Source organism: Sulfobacillus thermosulfidooxidans (assembly GCF_001280565.1).
Lineage (GTDB): Bacteria > Bacillota > Sulfobacillia > Sulfobacillales > Sulfobacillaceae > Sulfobacillus > Sulfobacillus thermosulfidooxidans_A.
In genome coordinates this window covers 852169-871007 of the sequence record NZ_LGRO01000001.1, presented here as the reverse complement: position 1 = coordinate 871007, position 18839 = coordinate 852169, and the positions used below count along the sequence as shown (strand labels likewise).

The window sequence follows — 18839 nt, the reverse complement described above, 5'->3', positions numbered from 1 at the left end:
TAAAATTGTCATGTTATTGTGCCAATTTACATGAATGCCACAATGGAAGCGACAGATCTTTGCCTGGTGCCGCGCGTTATAATCGCTTACGCAAAGGCACGATGCCAAAATTCAGGAGGGAAAAATCATGAAGAAGTTTCATTTCTACTGGATGGACCGCCCCGGAGAATATCACTGGGTACAATATGGACAGCAAATTCGTCCTGATACCAAGGATAATGCTAAGGCTTCAAACTTACCTTTCGTACCGTTTTGGCGAAACAAACTATGAGGCATGGCATTGCGGGTAAAATCCCAAATCACCACAAATAAACCGCCTAGGAACCCAACAGGATGCGTTCCTAGGCGATTTGAATTCTTCGAATATGTAACGTTACTGCATATTGCGCGTAATCTTATCACGAATTTGCGCGTCAACGTCTCCAAGAGACTCTTGCATCAGGCTTAAATCTCGTTCCGCAAGATTTTTAGGTAATTCGCCAGACGCTTTCATGCGGACAGCCAAGAACCGTTTCAACTCTTCATCCGGTAACGCTGCAGCCAACTTTAAGTTGGTCAAGCATAAGTTCTTGTATTGCTCATCATTAGCTTTTTCAGCCATTTCCTTAATTAAGTTGTGCAGAGCTGCCACTTGTTCGGATTCCGATAATGGCATCAGTTGCTGAAATAACTGTCCCATTTTCGCTTCGCGTTCACTAGGACTTAATGACGCGATAGCAAGAATGTCCATGTCCGACATTACTATTCCTCCCATCAATAAACCTCGTTCTCCCTTACTCCTACTAAGTTAAGGAGTGTCGTCAACGGGCTCGTACATCGTGTATCGAAATTCCCACACAAAAGGATTCAGGACGATTGTCGCCCTGTGTTCATATTGTAAAACGAGATATTTCTTCCGTCTAATGTCAGAAAAACCTTTGAAGTATCTTTCTGCATCACGTAGAATTATCATCACGATGCACTATTATTGTACTACTTTGTTTTTGACAGAGTCTGTCGAAAATAGAAAACCACACCGTGATAGCCGGTTGCTAGATTTAAGAGGCAGAGGTCCCTAATGCCCATGCTTCTTGTGGAGAACAAGTCTTTCCGAAATCGCCTCGTACCGCCCGCAAAGCCAGCCTTTCCCTATCTATTTCCTGGTTGGTTCGAATCCCAAATCGGCGGATTACGGGTAAGGGTGGGCACCATCCATCAAGTGCATGCGATAACAAAAAACCGCCAACAACTGCGGACAAGGCTAACCACTTTTTATTGCGTCCCGATCCCAACAATAATCCGAGCAAGACTAATGTTGATGATGTTACTTCCAGCACCCGTTCAGTATCCCATTCTTGGTCCAGTTCCTGCAACCGTTGCGTTATAGCTTGGGGCCCTATTTCGGCCCACTTCAACATCTTGGACTGACTTTGGGCATCAATAGCCTGATTGACAGTGGGAACCGTATGCGCTCTGACACGTCCGGTGGTACTGGGTAAGCGTATAATGACCTGTTTATCCACATCCTCTCCTCCTTGACTCATAGTCTAGACAAGAAGTTTGAGAACATACCGACAATCAGTTGTCACATCTGTAAAATTGTGGACCGGTGCAATCATTCGGATTACAATGACGATGCCATGCAGAAAGACGGTCTAGAATCCTATCGACACTCCGTGTTTTTGTCCACATCGTTCTGCATGAGACTTATGATCTGCGTAAGAAGACGTCACCCAAGAGAGAGCCACTACAGTTTACACCAAACCGCGAGTCAATTCCGATCGTTAGGCTGATCACAACGACTCATCCGGCCAAACGGCCCACGATGAGTCGCTCGAGTCTTGATATCATAAGGACTTGATAATCAGCAAGATGGATCATGACCTGTTTTGACGGTCTGAGGTCTCAACTCACAAACTAACTCAAATATTGGAAGACGTGTGTCTATAACCGTGTTATTCACGGTCATCTAAAGGAATGAAATTCCGGTGGCTCGGCCCGGTATACTCAGCCCGTGGACGAATAATGCGATTATGCCGATATTGCTCTAAAATATGAGCAGTCCATCCCGCAATCCGGCTTACCGCAAAAACGGGCGTATAGAGTTCAGTAGGGATGCCCAAAGCAGCGTAAACCGAACCAGAATAAAAATCGACATTAGGATATAACGGTTTTTTGGATTGGATGGTTTGGCGAATTGCCTCGAGCATTTGGTAATTCTTAATCGTTCCGGTTTGTTCTCCTAATTGGCGTGAAAATTGGCGTAATATTGTGGCTCGCGGGTCTTCTGTTTTATAAACACGATGTCCAAATCCCATAATCTTCTTATGTTGCGCCAAAGCATTTTCAATCCAGGCATCAACCCCGTCAACCTCGCCAATTTCTTGCAACATCACCATGACTTCTTCATTGGCCCCACCATGGAGAGGCCCCTTAAGGGCACCAATAGCCGAAGTGACCGCAGAATACAAATCGGATAAGGTAGCGGCGGTAACCCGGGCAGCAAAAGTCGATGCATTTAATTCATGGTCAGCATGTAAAACCAACGCCGTGTTAAAAACATGAGCCGGAAATTCTTCAGGTCGTTGACCATGCAGCATATATAAGAAATTTTCCGCTAAAGAGAGATGGGAATCGGGCGCAATAGGTACACGTCCTTGGCGTCTGCGTTCGAATGATGCGACCATGGTCGGAATTTGGGCAACAAGACGCATTGCCTTGCGCCGATTAGCTTCATATGAATTGTCTCCGGCATCGGGATCATAAATACCCGCTAGACTAACGGCTGTGCGTAGAGCATCCATAGGATTGGTTGAAGGAGGAACCGAGACGAGTAAATCATAGACCGGCTTGGCGAGCGGTCTCATCGATCGCAAAGTCGTCGTAAAGTTATTCAGTTGTTCTCGGGTGGGAAGGTTTCCTTCCCAGAGCAGATAGACGACTTCCTCGAATGTCGTCTGTTCTGCTAAATCACGAACGTCGTATCCGCGATAAACCAAACGTCCCTCTTTACCGTCAATGAAACAAATTTCTGAGGTTCCCGCTACGACATCTTCTAGGCCTTCTTTAAATTGCACTTCCGACATGGACATGGCCTCCTTTTGGTTATAGCTCAAAAAGGTTTGCGTCTTATAAAAACTTGATCCCAGCAAGTAAATTGTAAGGCGGTATTGTCGGACGGGATCCCTCGTTGTAAAAACTCATCCAAACTCATAATCTTCTGTAAAAATACAGAGGCACATTCTACAAGGAGGATGAAGTGGTTTTCAGTTCCCAAACATGTTGGCCATCAATTTGCATACCTGTGGGCGGCAGTGAACCGTGACGCATGTGTTTTGTCACCTGATTCAGTACAAACGCCTTCATTACCGCAATTTGAGACGCTTCGTCCATGACAGTCGGCGCTAACGGCACATCGACAACCCTCACGATGTATTCATCTTTTTTGTAGACACCCTCATAGACTTTTAGCGTCACGAGCCATATATCCTCCAGATGGGAAACCGATAAAATATCTACAGCCATCCTCATGTCTCCTTTTGTGACAAATTTTCTACTTTTTCGTATTGTATCCGCTAAGACGCCGAATGGAAATCATTTAATCCCCATGCCGTCCAAAAAATTCTTTGAATTTCTTGAGCCGCTTCATTCAAATCCAGATCCTGATCACGACGAATCCATACCCCAACAATTTCGGCCAGCGCCCCCACCCAACCATGGGCGCCAATCACGGCTTGCGGCTGCGGCACTCCACATTCAATGAGGTCACTGACAATAAATTCACTGAAGGCTTCGCGAACTCGCCACATGCGTTCTTCAAAAAGCGGGTCTGCTCCAGCACCTCGGACCAAAACCACCTGCGCCAATTCATAATCTCGTCGGAACACATCGACCGCAGCCTCTAAGGAACGTTTAAGTTTTTCCGCAGGATTTTCTATTCCAGAGCGCGCCCGCATAATGTGCTCCATAACGTGGGTATATAATTTTTCCACGAGAGCCAAAAAGCAATCCTGTTTGCTGACAAAATACAGATAAAAGGTTCCTGTGGCACATTGGGCTTGGTCGGCAATCATCCGAATTGTTGCTTGGTGATACCCGTATTGACTAAATATCGTTTGGGCTGCCTTAAGAATCTCCTCTTTACGGCCACCTTCATCCATGGCTCTTTTCCCTTTCCTCAGTCACAATTGCTATAATATAAATTAATACACGTTAGAGGAGCCGTCCATTGCTAAGGAATCGTATTCGACGTGTGCCCGTTACGGTAAGGGGCACACATTATATTCACGAGTATCTTGTGTTACCAGATGTCTGTGCGGTCATTGCGGAGATTCCCGAAGGGGTCATTCTCGTTGAACAATTTCGACCCGCTTTAGGGCGAAAAATTTTAGAGTTGCCCGCGGGGCGATTACGGCGGGGTGAAGAACCTGTCCAAGGAGCTCGTCGGGAATTACAGGAAGAAACAGGGTATCAGGCCGGAGATATGCGCTTGTTATCCCGTTTCTATCCTTCCGTGGGACTGTCGCGACACAAAGTGCATCTTTATTACACGGTGAATCCTGTTCCTGGACCAACAAATTGGGATCCGACAGAAGAAATCGAAGTCAAAATTATTCCGGTCAACGAAGTGCCCAATTTATTGATCGAAGGACGGGCCGCGGACGCCAAGACCCATTTAGGCTTGGTATATTTCCTTAATGCCCGTGGCTGGTTATTGCAACGGGGACGATGGCGCCCGGTTCAAACATCTCAGGGTTCACCAGGATAAAAAAATCTCCCCCAATTCTGTGTTTTGGGATAAAATATGAGGGTAAAAGTTTTTTCACTTTTACCCTACCACAGTTGTGGGATGGATGTCGTCTAGAGAGGGATGGAGATAATGACTTGTGAACATTGCGGTAGTCTTCTAAGCCGTGACGAGTCAACCTGTCCACAATGCGGCTTCGAAGTTCCTAGCCCTGCCCCAATCAAAAAAAATGCTAAAGTTGTGCCTTTTCGTCCCCGTAAAAAACGTCGCCGTCCCTCTCCGCCAAAAGGACGCTATGCAGGAGGACCGGTGTTTTGGTGGATTGTGGCAATTATCGCCATAAGTATTTTATTGCCATATATTATTCCCATGCATCCATAGCTTGTCAGTTATGAGGATTTAACTCACTTCGTCAGCCCATTTTGTTCCGTCATGGCTCGCAATATGATGCATTCCTTGCTTCATTGTGTGGATCTCCACCCGTCCACCCCAGAGTCTGTGTGCAATAGCTTTCAACGCAAAAGGTAATTCATAAAAATCTAAGTCTCTCCCATCATAATGGTGCTGAATACGAAGAGGGCCGAGAGGCTTAGACTTCTCCGCCATAACCGTTAAGAGAGGAATGCCCGCATGTTCCACATCCTGAATGAGTTGTGCACGGATATGAGCCAGATCGGCGTGGAGCGTGTTGCCATTGGGATCATGGTCTCGGTAAATGTCTAAATGACAAGTGTGGATCACTTCGTCATCTAATGCTAAACGAATCAACCCGGCATCATCTAACATATTACGAGCTTCAAAAACCGCGCCTAATCCCTTCTTCGAGTACAAATGATCATATAATTGGGACCCTAATGCATAGGGGTTTAATTGAGGTGCCTTCGTAGCTAAAAGTTTGCTATTCAGTTCTGCCACCTCCCATGCCACTTCTGGCGAGAGAGTGATTTGCCGCATTAAGCGAGTATGCCAAAAGGTTGCATATCCTTCATTACTGATTTTTGATAGTCGCTGCGGCCAAAAATATTTTGACTCCTCCCGGATCATCAAGAGAATTTCACGTTCCCAATCTTGGAGATGCGCACTATGCACGGCAATATATCCTAACACATCACTGGCTTCTTCCCCGGGTCCTCTCGCCATCACGAGAGACATTCCGACATGGTCCGCCACCACCATGGCTGCATCGAGCAACGACTCAACCGCCTCGTTCCCGTAAATTCGGCGATAATTCCCTATTTGTCTCGCATGCCGGGCGGCTTTATGCAAGATATCATGGGGTGTCCGGGCAAATAACCGGGAATGAGAAAAATAATCAACATGGGCAAAAACATGAGCCAAAATTAATAACGTTTGCGCGTCGCTGTTGAGACGATCGATAAAGGCATAAAATGGACGGGTATTAATAACGAGCTCATAAATCTGGGATAATCTATAGTCATAGGCCGTTTTTAATCGTCCGTAAGTCTTTCCAAAACTCCAATGAGAATAACGAATGGGGAGTCCATGATAAGATGCTAAAGCATGAATGTCTTCTGCATCCACTAATTCGAAATGGACATGTTCACAGTCCAATCCGGACAACTGTGCTGCAGGCAAAACTTGCTCAATTAAGCTTTCAAGCTTCGAGGGTGTGAGCATTCTTGTGTTCCCTATCCTTTCCGAAATAGTATTCCAACGCGCGAAACACATCTTCTTTGCGGCGCAAGAGTATCGCGCCGATTCCCTGGCGTTCTTGAAACGATTGGAATAAGGGTGACGGATTACGGTCCGTGTCGTGGATTTCCCCATAACCAAACAGATTGGTGCGATGTGCCAGTTCCATCCCAATTTCTACAGCCAAGGCGTTATCAGAAGTCAAATTCCCGCCATCCGTAAAATGAAAAGCATAACTATTAAACTGTTCGGCAGGATAACGCTGTTCCAAAATATCGAGACCGAGCCGGTACACTGACGACGACACCGTTCCGCCCGATGATCCCCGGTGAAAGAACGTTTCTTCATCCACTTCCCTAGCTCGGACGTCATGCGCTAAAAATACGAGCTCGACATGCGGGTAACTTCGCCTGAGAAATTCTACGGTCCAAAAAAAGAAACTTTTGGCTAAATATTTTTCGAATGTGCCCATCGAGCCTGAAGTGTCCATCATCGCCAACACCACAGCGCCCCCTTCATCAGCTGGTAATGCCTCATAGCGCCAATACCTTACATCAGAGGGCTGAATTTCAATACGTTCTTGATGTTCTTTAACATGTCGCTTCATCGCTTCACGCAATGTTGCCCTTCTGACCCACCGACTTTTTAATCCCACTTTGTCCCATGATTCTGGTTGCAATTCACGTCCATCCCCTAAAGCCCGTTTTAAGGGATCTAAGTCGGGAAGAGTCAGCCGTTCAAAGATGATGTCTGCCGCCTCTTCTAGCGTGACCGCGGTGTCTTCCACATCGGCCCCATTTTCTGTTCCGCCCTCTTTTCCCGTTCCCAGAGAATTTTTGTGCTCACCTTTACTGCCCCTTACGGTATCATCAGTCTGTCCAACGGTTTCTACATGCTGCCAATCAAAGCTAATCCGAAATTCTTTCAGCTCCGGCAACGGAACATTGATAACCCGGCGACCATCGGCAATTGTGATGTGTTCATCGGACACCATGTCGGCCAAGTTGGCCTTAACGGCTTCTTTGACTTTCTGGTCATGGCGCCACTGGTCCTGATAAATACCATGGTAACGCCACTGTTCTCCATTGCCGATGCTATATGAAGAGGTTCTCATCGGTTTAACAGGCCTCCCACATGGTGAATAGCCTTGGTGGCGCACCGTGGACAAAACCCGTGATGGGCAACAAGGTTTTGCGCGGCTTGTTCAATACGCTGGAGGGTTTTCGGATCAGGGTTTAAAGACTGAGTCGTGATTTTCACCACATCACGGAGATCATCAAACAATTTCTGTTCCAAGGCTTGACGAAGATGAGGATAGTCCTGATATGAACCACGATTCGACCGCCCTCGTGAAGCTTTTATTCGGGCATAAATTTCTTCACGGAACGCTGGAGCTTGGGTTTCTGTAATGCCCAATCGTTCTTCGATTGATCGCAGAAGTTGTTCATCACCTTGAGTATCTTCCACAAAGCGGATCACATGATCGAGGTAATTGTGATACAGCCGTTCAAGTTCATCACTCCAGTCCTCTGCGAAGGCTTGAAGAACCAGCTTTTCAATGTGCTGGTCATAGAGAGTTTTAACGCTCTGCGTCCATTCCTGAACATCTGTCCTTAGGCCCCGGTCTCCAAAAGGGGAATTGTCCAAACCGGACCGAATAGCATCTAACACGTCAAGAGCATCGACACATTCACGATCAGGGTCCGAAAACAAGGACGATAGCCGATTGATCAAATATCTGGGATCGAGGCCGGTCATGCCTTCTCCCAACGCGCGGCCTTCCTCCTGGGCCATCTTGCGTTCATGATCATTGTTCTCGGACTGATATAAGAGCAATTTGCTTAGGCGATCCCGGCCCGGCTTAGGCAATTCCTTAATCCGAGACAATATCGCCACCTCAGCGGCCGCTTGTAATGCTCCAGGCCCTTTATGAATCCCTGGTACTTCATATGGAGCTAACAATTTCTGATAGATTCGCACCTCTTCCGAAACATTAAGATTGTAGGGAACAGGTATGACAAACATGCGTGACAACAACGCTTCGTTTCGTGGATTTTGCATAAAGGTGCGAAATTCATGTTCGTTAGTATGGCCGATAATTACCTCATCAGCCGAAATGAGTTGGAAGCGCGTGGTTTTCATGTTGCCTTCTTGACTTAAAGAAAGTAACTGGTACAGAAATTTTTCATCGAGTTTCAGCATCTCCTGAAATTCCACCAGCCCACGGTTCGCAATGTTTAGCTCCCCATCAAAGCGAAACGCCCGTGGATCAGACTCTGAACCGTACCGCGCTAAGCCTTGAAAGTCCACAGCACCCGTCAAATCGGCAATATCTTGTGATTTGGGATCGGATGGAGCATAGGTACCGACCCCAATCCGTTTATATTCGGAGAGGATGATCCGTTCCACCGGGACTTGCCCGATCCGTCCTTGATAAGTATTGGCTAAATGCCATTGACAAACTGGACACAATTCGCCTTCGATTTTAACCCCTAAATCTCTTTCCCATTCTGAACGCATTGGGCCGGGGATCAGGTGCAAGGGTTCTTCATGCATGGGACAGCCTTTAATGCCGAACAATTGTCCTTCTGGCAATGCTGTGAAAGCTTCCAAACCCCGTTTTAGCAAGGTAACCAGCGTTGACTTGCCGCCACTAATGGGTCCAACGAGTAAGAGAATGCGCTTTTTAACCTCAAATCCACGAGCTGCGGGTCGTAAATAGTCTTCCACCAAGGTAGAGACGGTATCGTCGATCCCAAATAGCGAATCTGTAAAGAATGGATATTTCCGACCATCCGCACCGATTTTGCCCCGACTCATCACCATGCGCCACAGCCGATGATGAGCACTTTCGGCAACCGTTGGCATAGCACGGACAATGTCAAGATATTGACTGAACGTTCCCGACCACTCTGGCTCCACAAAATAAGCATTGTTTTTTGGCTCGTCTCCCCGTTCAGATAACATGGGCAGTTCCTCCTCAATCAGTCTTTGTTTTAGTTTCTCCATTAACGCCCACATTATCCGTTTCTTGGAAATTTATCTGGTGATATTCTACCAAGAGACCAATAGAGAGAGGCCTGGAACATCCCGCGGTTGAGAACATGATCTCGACAAACCTTCATCCGCCAATAATCTTCCCGACCCTTGACACGATGTTAGCGGAACCACCGATTGCGCTGCATATATAGAAGCAATGCGACCGTAACCAAGAACATCACGATAAGGGAATACCAATAACCGTAGTGCCAATGGATTTCCGGAATCCAGAAATTCATCCCGTAAATGGAGGCGATCGTGGTGGCTGGCAGAGCAAGAACTGAAATGATGGTCAAAAATTTCATCACCTTATTAATCTCATTGGATTGCATCCCGGAGAATGCCTCCACCATTCCTTCTAGTCCATCCCGGTATGCTTCAACATCCGTTAAAATCTCTTCGATCTGACTGTATAAATCTTCAAAATAGGGACGGTTAACTCGTTTTATATAAGGAATGTGCTCCTTAAGTAAGGCAAATATTTTTATTTCGGGACGAATGACCTTATACAACCAATAGGTTTTTTTACGCAAATCAACGATTTTAAGGGCGAGATTTTTGGTTGGTTCGCGCAACAACTCCACGTGAAGACGTTCAAAATCTTGGCCAATTTGACGAGTGGCTTGGTAAAAGTGGCGTAAATGATTATATAGCAAGTAATACAAGGCAAAATCGAGACCTTGTTCAAGCATATTTTCCTTTATCGCCTTATTCCATGTGGTATCAATCAACCCATTATCCCCATGAAAATGGGTTGTGACTAAAAAGCGTTGACCAAAAAATAAACCTATAGGTCGGCGCGTTTTGTCTGCTACATTCGCTGTAGGATCAGAAATCACCGCTACAATAGCATCCTGTTCAATCAAAAAACCTGAAGGGCGTTCATGACCCTGCAAAACCTTTTCGACGGCCACCGGATGAGCACGGTATAAGCGATTGACAATATCCTGCAGTTCGTCTTTTTCCTCATCCCCCAAATCTACCCAAAGAACGGCCTCACCCTCGGGCCACGTGTGTTTTTCCACGGTTTTGTCGTCAATCATGGCCAAATATTTTGGCACGCACGACTTCCTCCTTCCATGAATCCCCTGAATCGTGGCAACGATATCCGATCGCGCCTGTCGTTTTCAGTGTCCCTCACACAAAAGCATGTATGCCATAACTGCAAATGATCCACAATACTACCGACCAAAGCCAGACGTCACAACACGTGCACACGTACCCAAGATGTGTGCACCACAGCCAGATCGAAGTCTTGATAGTAGGAGGATGTTATGTCAGGAAGTTCAGGACCCATTGATTGGACGCCCATGATTGTTGGATTTGTGGCCGGTTTGCTGTCCCGGCTCATATCTCTGAAAAGTGGTAGCACTCATTATCCCGGATACCCATCGGGATATGTTTCGCAGGTCGCGCTCGCTATCATTGCGGCGATGATCGGTTCCAGTGTGCTGACCTCACTCATCGGCAAGGAATTTACGGCCGCAACATTTTTGACGTTAGCCGCCACACAGTTCCGGGATGTTCGAAACACCGAGCGCAAAACTCTTGAACAAGAAGAAAAACTGATTCTCGTATCCAGAGGACCAGGTTATATCGAAGGTATAGCGATCACCTATGAAGCGAGAAATTACCTCGCCATGCTGGTTGCTCTCCTAACCTCTGCAATTACCCAACTCGGCGGGTTAGTATTGGGCATTATCGGCGGCATTGTGATTCTTATCATTTCGGAAATCTTCATGTCCGGCAAACACATTGGCGATGTGGTCGATGTTCAGCCGGCCAAAATCACTTTTGACAAAGGGTCTTTGCTTTATGCAGGCGATGTGATGATGATGGAAGTTGGATTGCCCCATTCTCGGGAACGCTACGAAAAAGAAGGACTAGCTGTCGTGCTTACCCCCAAAAATGAACGGGGACAAGCCGCTCTCTGGAACATTTCCCAGCGCCAAGCCATTGCTTATGAAGCTGCTGCAGCCGTTGGCGTGCAAAAAGACGTTGGTTATCCCGAACAAACACCATTATGTCGGATGGAAATGCCCGCGGGAACGGGCAAAGCTGGCTTATCCATCTTGCCGGTTGACCGCGATATCAACAAATTAATTCGTGCCATCAAACGCACCCCCGTCTTGGAATCCAGCAAATGGAGTCGTATGACCAGTCCGGTATTAAATCGAAAGGAGATGTGAACCTTGGCTGATGCCCCGACGCCCGTCATGTTTGCTATCGTAACCACCAAAAAAGATTCCGTAACGGGTGGCATGGCTCCCATCTTCATCGCCGAAGACGATCAAGAGCGGGAAAGAATTGCCATGTGGCTCACGCGCATTACCAATGCCATTGTGCATGACTTGCATAATGGGACACTGATCTTGACCGTGAACCAGGCCACCTAGTAGCGTCCGTGACAGATTTTTGATACCATCTAATGGCATAATGGTATCAGGAGGCTACGCTCTTTATGGATCTTTATGAGGGACTCATCACTCGGCGTACGATTCATCGGTTTCGCACGGACCCTGTCCCCGATAACATTATCCGCCTGATGCTAAATGCCGCAATTCAGGCTCCGAATCATCATTTGACTCAACCATGGCGGTTTGTCGTCATCCGCGGCCAAAGTTTGGAGCAACTGGCTAATTACCGGTATGAGGTAGCATTGGACAAAGCGCAAAAACAAAATCGTCCCCACGCCGAACGCATCGCGGAACAAGCACGCCAAGACTTCGCGATGCTGAGCGTGGTCATTGCCGTTATCCAAGTATTAGCGGATGATCCATATCGCCAACAAGAAGATTATGCAGCCGTGAGCTGTGCAACGTATGCCATGATGCTCGCAGCCTGGAGTCAGGGTGTGGGCACTTATTGGGGTACAGGCGCCATCACCCGCTACCAACCGGTGTTAAAGCTCTGTCAGGTTGCCGCCAATGAAAGGATTGTCGCATTGGTTCGCGCCGGGTATCCTGAAGATATTCCTCATGTGCCCAGAATCGCAGCAGAAGACAAAACTTTGTGGTTAACGTGATTGCTAAGAGGCGAACCGTTTGACCTCTTAGAAAGGAGTGCTCTATGCCGAGCCGCATCTACACTCGAAATGGTGATGGTGGCATCACGCGTTTGAGTACCGGTCAAAAAATCGAAAAGCATTCGCAAAGAGTTAATGCTTACGGCACTCTTTACGAGCTTAATGCGTTCATCGGGCAAGCTCGCGCCTATTTGTCAGAGTCTCGGCCCTCACCCATTCCCGACGAATGGACTCATTTAGAGGAGTTTCTTCACGACCTGCAACACCGTTTGTTTATGGTCGGCCGCGACTTATCGACAACATTTGACGATGAAGCCCAGGCCAGTACGCCACCGGCTTTAACCAAACAGTTAGAACAATTAGCTGATCGGCTCCGAAACCATACCCCCCCATGGAAACCCTTTACGATTCCAGAAGGGAGTTTAGCCGCAACAAGCCTGTATATCGCCACAACCGTGTGCCGACGCGCTGAGCGGGAAATTTGGGCACTCAACAAGATAGAGAAAGTGCCCCATGCCGTTTTAACATTTATGAATCGGCTCTCGGATGTTCTGTTCGCGGCGGCCCGTTATGTGAATGCGCAATTAGGCATCCATGAAGAGGTCACCGGAATGCCACAAACATATTAAGACCAGATATCACGCATCATCTTGCCAGTTGGCAGGATATGCTGTGATATCTTTTTGTGACAAAGGCTAACTGCTTAAAAATTCCTCCCTCTTCTCAGATATCCATAAACCCCTTTGCTATAGGGGCGCCGAAGCGGCAAATGAGTCCTTCTAGTCCTTCTATTCTAGTCCTTCTAAAGGAACCTAAACATAAATTTCGCTGGCATGGTAAATCCTTAAAACAACATCCCCGAGTAAAAGGAGCTGTGGCCCATCAAATTTCTCAGTCTCCCCAAGATTGTGACACCCCTGATGCTCATCATAGGAATCTGGCTTCTCGTACGGTTTGTCAACGGTCAATGGTTTCCGGATCCTGTTATGATTACAACACTCGTGCTCACCGGATTGATCATTGGCATTACCGGAACCTTGATTGATGCGATCATCGGATACCGCACTATCATATTTGAACGGTTTTTAATATGGATGACGGTCACTTTTATGGGACTTTATCTGGCTCTCCTTCTTCTGCCAAATTCTGGGCTCTCAACCGTGATCATAGGAACCATATCCCTGTTAACAGCCCTTGTTGAAATTGTTGTTTCTTTTGGGCATTAGCTTTACACCTCAAACAAGGGTAATTTGGCTCGACCCAGTACCAAACTAAGCCACAATGCCGCCAATCCCAGCCATGCCAAACCTAAATAAGGCTCACTAACATGGAATATTAGTAAGATGCCTAGAGCCACCGAGTACCACGGAATGACTTTTCCGGCCCAGAAATGAAAACAATGGGTTTCTTTGGCTGCCATAATGGCACTGCCAGCCAAGGAGAAAGCCCATCCTCCTAAGGGCCAAATCGGCCACAGCACCAACCCCAAAATCACTAAGGAGCGAACGATCCAACGCCATTGTTTGAGCCATACTAAAAACGTCCATCCCGCAACGATGAGACTTGCACTAATCCATCCCTGCATCCAAAATTGTAATGAATGCGAATGGATAAGACGAGCAATCGCCTCGCCCACAAGCCCCACTACCAACGTGACCAAGGCAGTCCGGTAAATCTTGTCGCGCTTGGCGGGATAGGGAGGCATCGTAATCCCCGGCGGTGGTGTTAAATGTTGAACAAGTTCTTCCCGCGATATTTTACTCATATGATCCACCCCTCTTTCTGCTCTACACGTCGCCCACAGGCAATAACATTCGGTAACTGCCGGATTGCATCTAAACTCTGCCACGTGGCCTTCATCAGCATGGCCTCAAACTTCCACGCACGCCCTTTTTCATTTCCTATAATAACAGGACATGAACCCGGATAATTTTGCGCAATGTCAAATAAGGCTCTTTGCCACCATCTTACATCGATGGACCCGGTAATGCGCACATAAATTGGCCCATTGGCCACAGGCCACCGCATACCAAAACTTTTTACCGCATCTACCCTAAAATCCTCCGAAGCCTTCTCCGTGGAAAACAATTCTAATTGTGATGAGCGGGCAACACGGCCCGGTAACGCCGCGAGACACCCGGCTTCTTGTAATAGATCTGCCACCCGTGGACCAACCCGTCGAGAAATCCGGTTATATGCCTCTTGTTGGGATGAATAGCTTCCCCCTTCTTCACGATCTTTCCGGATCTGTTCGGCTATTTCGGGATTCAGTCCTCGAATAACCGACAATCCCGCATAGATTTCTTCGGCAATGACTTGAAATTCTTCAGCGCTATACCGAATGTCCGGAGGGCGTATGACGATGCCCTGACTCACAGCCGCAATCATTTCGTGTCCTAAGCGATCTGGACTTAAAGTACTTAGTTCGGCTGCCCAAAAGTGCAGTGGAAAATGCGCTTTAAGAAACGCCATGTAATAACTCAACATCCCATACGCTGCCGCATGGGACTTATTAAACCCATAATCGGCAAAGGCCGTAATGCGTGCCCAAAGATTTTGTATTTCTTCTTGTCTCCATCCCAAATGTAATGCACGGGTCATGAAGTCAGACGCCATGTTGGCAAGAGTTTGATGATCCTTTTTACTAATAGCTCGTCGAAATAAATCCGCCTCGGCTAACGAATATCCACCAACACGTTGCACCAAGCTCATTAACTGTTCTTGATAAATCATTACCCCAAAAGTATCTTGACACACGCTTCCCAGAACATCATCAGGAATAGGCTGTTGCCCCTGACGCCGTTCTAAATAGGTTTGAATTGTCTCCATCGGGCCTGGACGATATAACGCTACGACATCGATAATGTCTTCCGCTCGTTGCGGTTTCATACGTTGCAACAGCTGACGCACTCCTTTGCCGTCCAGCTGAAATATGGCATCAGTATCCCCACGGCCCAAGAGTTTTATGGTTCGTTCGTCGTGTCGATCGACCTGGTCAAACATGTCCTCATGCTCCCGGTGGATCCGGTCAATAACACTCAGAGTTCGTAGTCCTAACAGATCTAGCTTCAACAAGCCCAAATGTTCCACAGAGGTCATATCCATTTGGGTGACTAACTGGCCATCTGGGTCTTTGACACAAGGGATAAATTCGCCTAAAGGGCGATTGGATAAGACCACGCCTGCCGCATGGATTGAAGCATGACGGGGCAGTCCCTCCAGTAACCGACTCACTGTCCACCACTGCCCACTAGGATCAACCCGGTCCATCATAGTCCGCAATTCAGGCCCTCCATCATCCATGCGCTGGGCAGCCATCCCCTGAACAACATGTAAAACCTCGTCAACTTGCGTATTCGAAATCCCCAGAACACGGGCCACGTCCCGTAAAACCGCACGCACTCCTAATGTTCCATAGGTTCCAATTTGGGCCACATGGTCTTCGCCCCATCGGTCGCGTAAATACGCTATTAATTGGTAGCGCTTTTGGGAATCAACATCCAGGTCTATGTCAGGAAGATTCTTGCGGTACGGATTGAGAAATCGCTCAAAAATTAAATGATGCTCTAAGGGGTCAATGCGAGTAATTCCCAGCACCCGCGCAACCAGGCTCCCCGCAGCCGATCCACGTCCCGGTCCAATGGCAATGTGATGTCGCACCGCAAAATGCACCAAATCCTGTACAATCAAAAAATACGAGGCATATCCCATATCTGTAATAATCTGCAATTCATGTTGAAGGCGTTCTTGGTAATGAGAAAATGGCTCCGGATGCCACGTTTCGAGTCCCCTTCGAGCTTTTTTCCATAATATTTCTTCGTCATCTTTTGCGGATGAACTGAAAGATGGTATATAAAATCCCTGTCGTGGCAACACGTTAGGTGCGCGGTCTTGGAAGAGACGTGAGCGCCAGTGTGCTGGATAGGATTGCAATAGCTGCTCAGGACTTTGAATACTGCTAGCATAAACCGAAGGCTTAAAATTACCCAGACGCGTTAAGACATGATACGCTTGTGCGGCATCCGGATGGCGATTAAATCGAACAGGGCAAAAAGGAATCCACAATAAATCATGAGAGGGCATGTTAGGCACAAGTTCCTCCACAATCACACCAAAAGGAAGGGAGCGAATCAAGGGCAAAGCGGGTTCCCAATCTGAGCGTGTCTCATGCCACAACAATAAGAGAAGATGTGGCGATGCCACTTGTTCAATGTCAGCCACCATATCATTTTGGGTCATGCCACAAAGCTCTTGCCATCCGGTCTCATCTAATGCATACAAAGACACAAGACACGATGCGGTAGATATTTGCACGCGCCGGCTCAGTCCTAACCACGGCTGAATTTTCTGAAGCCGCGCCTCCCGATCGAAATATTCAGATGCCGCCAAGGAAAGATAATCGGCCAGACCCGCCGATGCATACCCTAAAGTATGTAATTCGGAAAGTCCGACCGATATATCCCATGTCGATTGCAATAACGAATAAGCTGACCAAATGTTAAGCAACGGAAAGGACAGCATGAGGCATCCTTACCTTCCGGCCTTACAATTTTTGGATCTTTTCTCGTTTGCGCAAAGTCTTATCTAATGTCGCTTTCCGCAATCGAATAGATTTTGGCGTAATCTCCACCAGTTCATCGGATTTGACATATTCTAACGCTAAATCCAGGGTTAAGGGCCTAGGCGGGGTTAATCGCACTGCTTCATCCGAAGTAGAGCTCCGCATATTCGTCACATGTTTCTTTTTACATACGTTCAATTCAAGATCGGTTGGGCGACTATTTTCACCAACGACCATCCCGGCATATACAGGTGTCCCCGGCCCCACAAAAAGTATGCCGCGTTGTTGCGCGTTGTCTAAAGCATAGGACGTCGTTACGCCATCCTCGATGGCAATTAAAGCCCCTCGAGGCGCTTCTTCAATCGGCCCAGAATAAGGCTGATAGCCTTCGAACAAATGATTCATGATGCCGTATCCTCGGGTTTGGTTGACAAAAGCGGTCCGAAATCCTAACAATCCCCGAGCTGGAATTAAAAATTCCAATCGGGTCTGATTAGGACCTGCCTGTCCCATGTGCAGCATTTCTGCCTTACGCGGTCCCAATAGTTCCATCACGGGTCCAACATATTCGTCCGGCACATCAAGATAGAGATGCTCGACCGGTTCCATCAGTCCTTCCGGCGTTTTGTGCATAATGACCTCTGGTTTGGACACTTCCATTTCGTATCCTTCCCGCCGCATTTGCTCTAATAAAATTCCCAAGTGGAGTTCACCACGGCCGGATACCCGAAACACTTCGGCATCTTCAGTTTCTTCCACTTTTAAGGCCACATTCCGCTCTTGTTCTCGTAATAGCCGTTCTCGCAAGTGACGCGAGGTAACAAATTGTCCCTCTTGACCAGCAAAAGGACTCGTATTGACACCAATTAAAATGGTCAATGTCGGTTCATCAACGACAATGGGCGGTAATGGCATGGGATTGTCCGCATCGGTAATGGTTTCCCCAATATTCACATCGGGCAACCCCGCTAATGTGACAATATCTCCGACGGTAGCTGTTTCTAATTCCACTCGTTTAAGACCGATGCGGCCAAAAATTTTGCTTAATCGCGCTCGCCGGACCGCTCCGTCATGGTCAACAATCCCTACCGTTTGATTAACGGCCACACGACCTTGGGTAACGCGGCCTATGGCCATACGTCCTAAATATTCATCGTGTTCTAAGGTCGTTACCAAGATTTGCAAAGGTGCTGATTCATCTCCTACAGGAAACGGAATTTCCCGGAGAATCGTCTCGAATAACGGTTCTAATGATCCGCTTTCCGGCAACACTGGTTCGACCGAAGCAATCCCTTGTTTAGCTGACGCATATAACACAGGAAATTCGAGTTGGTCATCCGATGCTTCCAAATCAATGAAGAGTTCCAGTACTTGGTCGACAACCTCATGAGGACGTGCACCTTCGCGGTCCATTTTATTCAGCACGACAATAGGCTTAATCCCTGCGCTCAACGCTTTTTGAAGAACATACCGTGTTTGCGGCATGGGGCCTTCATTGGCATCGACGACCAAGAGCGCTCCATCGACCATGCTTAAAATGCGTTCCACTTCCCCACCAAAGTCGGCATGCCCCGGTGTATCAACAATGTTTATTGTCGTATCGTGGTACCGGATGGCGGTAGTCTTTGACAAAATGGTAATACCCCGTTCCCTCTCTAAATCATTCGAATCCAGAACCCGATCGGTCATTTGACTAGGATCCCGAAAAATTCCACTTTGCCGTAACATGGCATCCACCAACGTAGTTTTGCCATGGTCAACATGTGCAATAATTGCTATATTTCGTATGTCGCGCCGTTCCAACTTAAAAGCCCTCCTGAATAAACAAACTCCCC

The 18839-nt window shown here is 47.4% G+C and carries 19 protein-coding genes; 7 read left to right on the top strand and 12 right to left on the bottom strand.

Going from position 1 to position 18839, the window contains the following annotated elements; all coding sequences use genetic code 11:
• Window positions 1-127 precede the first annotated feature (127 nt).
• Window positions 128-271 (top strand): hypothetical protein, encoded by a 144-nt coding sequence (locus AOA63_RS19690; RefSeq protein WP_020374638.1) that lies wholly within the window; start codon window positions 128-130, stop codon window positions 269-271.
• Window positions 272-373: 102 nt separating this feature from the next.
• Here AOA63_RS19690 and AOA63_RS04610 read toward each other — a convergent pair whose 3' ends face one another.
• The 5 genes from AOA63_RS04610 to AOA63_RS04590 all read right to left on the bottom strand — a co-directional run bounded on the left by AOA63_RS04610 (window position 374) and on the right by AOA63_RS04590 (window position 4139).
• Window positions 374-739, bottom strand: a complete 366-nt coding sequence (locus AOA63_RS04610; protein ID WP_053958603.1) for a hypothetical protein — start codon at window positions 737-739, stop codon at window positions 374-376.
• Between the two features lie 298 nt (window positions 740-1037).
• Entirely contained in the window at window positions 1038-1502 is a 465-nt protein-coding gene (locus tag AOA63_RS04605) for a DUF2892 domain-containing protein (RefSeq protein ID WP_082343743.1), read from the bottom strand.
• Window positions 1503-1934: 432 nt separating this feature from the next.
• Complete coding sequence (locus AOA63_RS04600; RefSeq protein WP_053958601.1) at window positions 1935-3065, bottom strand: citrate synthase; 1131 nt, start codon at window positions 3063-3065, stop codon at window positions 1935-1937.
• 157 nt (window positions 3066-3222) lie between these two features.
• Window positions 3223-3504: a hypothetical protein gene (locus tag AOA63_RS04595; RefSeq protein WP_053958600.1), complete on the bottom strand. Its 282-nt coding sequence runs from the start codon at window positions 3502-3504 to the stop codon at window positions 3223-3225.
• Between the two features lie 50 nt (window positions 3505-3554).
• Window positions 3555-4139: a TetR/AcrR family transcriptional regulator gene (locus AOA63_RS04590; protein ID WP_053958599.1), complete on the bottom strand. Its 585-nt coding sequence runs from the start codon at window positions 4137-4139 to the stop codon at window positions 3555-3557.
• A gap of 68 nt (window positions 4140-4207) precedes the next feature.
• Between AOA63_RS04590 and AOA63_RS04585 the strand changes: the two genes are divergently transcribed.
• On the top strand, window positions 4208-4747 hold the full coding sequence (locus AOA63_RS04585; protein ID WP_028962315.1) for an NUDIX hydrolase: 540 nt from the start codon (window positions 4208-4210) through the stop codon (window positions 4745-4747).
• A gap of 378 nt (window positions 4748-5125) precedes the next feature.
• Here the strand turns inward: AOA63_RS04585 and AOA63_RS04580 are convergent, their stop codons facing one another.
• From AOA63_RS04580 to AOA63_RS04565, 4 genes are all read right to left on the bottom strand, one after another.
• The gene (locus AOA63_RS04580; RefSeq protein ID WP_053958598.1) at window positions 5126-6364 is read right to left on the bottom strand and encodes a SpoVR family protein; all 1239 of its coding nucleotides are present in this window, start codon (window positions 6362-6364) and stop codon (window positions 5126-5128) included.
• Window positions 6342-7493, bottom strand: coding sequence for a DUF444 family protein (locus AOA63_RS04575; RefSeq protein WP_053958597.1), 1152 nt, complete (start codon window positions 7491-7493; stop codon window positions 6342-6344). The genes AOA63_RS04580 and AOA63_RS04575 overlap by 23 nt, the downstream gene beginning before the upstream one ends.
• A complete protein-coding gene (locus AOA63_RS04570; RefSeq protein WP_053958596.1) occupies window positions 7490-9346 on the bottom strand; it encodes a PrkA family serine protein kinase in 1857 nt (618 codons plus the stop codon). The genes AOA63_RS04575 and AOA63_RS04570 overlap by 4 nt, the downstream gene beginning before the upstream one ends.
• Window positions 9347-9537: 191 nt before the next feature.
• Window positions 9538-10479, bottom strand: a complete 942-nt coding sequence (locus AOA63_RS04565) for a magnesium transporter CorA family protein (RefSeq protein WP_053958595.1) — start codon at window positions 10477-10479, stop codon at window positions 9538-9540.
• Between the two features lie 213 nt (window positions 10480-10692).
• Here AOA63_RS04565 and AOA63_RS04560 point away from each other — a divergent pair, with 213 nt between their 5' ends.
• The 5 genes from AOA63_RS04560 (at window position 10693) to AOA63_RS04540 (ending at window position 13669) form a co-directional block, all read left to right on the top strand.
• On the top strand, window positions 10693-11607 hold the full coding sequence (locus AOA63_RS04560) for a YIEGIA domain-containing protein (RefSeq protein WP_053958594.1): 915 nt from the start codon (window positions 10693-10695) through the stop codon (window positions 11605-11607).
• Window positions 11608-11610: 3 nt separating this feature from the next.
• Window positions 11611-11814 carry a capping complex subunit for YIEGIA gene (locus AOA63_RS04555; RefSeq protein ID WP_020374624.1) on the top strand — a complete coding sequence of 68 codons (204 nt, stop codon included), beginning with the start codon at window positions 11611-11613 and terminating at the stop codon, window positions 11812-11814.
• 65 nt (window positions 11815-11879) lie between these two features.
• Complete coding sequence (locus tag AOA63_RS04550) at window positions 11880-12443, top strand: nitroreductase family protein (RefSeq protein WP_053958593.1); 564 nt, start codon at window positions 11880-11882, stop codon at window positions 12441-12443.
• A 44-nt stretch (window positions 12444-12487) separates the two neighbouring features.
• On the top strand, window positions 12488-13072 hold the full coding sequence (locus AOA63_RS04545; protein ID WP_053958592.1) for a cob(I)yrinic acid a,c-diamide adenosyltransferase: 585 nt from the start codon (window positions 12488-12490) through the stop codon (window positions 13070-13072).
• 291 nt (window positions 13073-13363) lie between these two features.
• The gene (locus AOA63_RS04540) at window positions 13364-13669 is read left to right on the top strand and encodes a hypothetical protein (protein ID WP_053958591.1); all 306 of its coding nucleotides are present in this window, start codon (window positions 13364-13366) and stop codon (window positions 13667-13669) included.
• A gap of 2 nt (window positions 13670-13671) precedes the next feature.
• Here the strand turns inward: AOA63_RS04540 and AOA63_RS04535 are convergent, their stop codons facing one another.
• From AOA63_RS04535 to typA, 3 genes are read right to left on the bottom strand one after another with little or no spacing between them, the layout of a single operon-like run.
• Window positions 13672-14208: a hypothetical protein gene (locus AOA63_RS04535; RefSeq protein ID WP_053958590.1), complete on the bottom strand. Its 537-nt coding sequence runs from the start codon at window positions 14206-14208 to the stop codon at window positions 13672-13674.
• The gene (dnaE, locus tag AOA63_RS04530; RefSeq protein ID WP_053958589.1) at window positions 14205-16964 is read right to left on the bottom strand and encodes a DNA polymerase III subunit alpha; all 2760 of its coding nucleotides are present in this window, start codon (window positions 16962-16964) and stop codon (window positions 14205-14207) included. Before dnaE ends, AOA63_RS04535 begins: the two co-directional genes overlap by 4 nt.
• A 22-nt stretch (window positions 16965-16986) precedes the next feature.
• Entirely contained in the window at window positions 16987-18807 is a 1821-nt protein-coding gene (gene typA / locus AOA63_RS04525) for a translational GTPase TypA (RefSeq protein ID WP_053958588.1), read from the bottom strand.
• Between the last annotated feature and the right edge of the window lie 32 nt (window positions 18808-18839).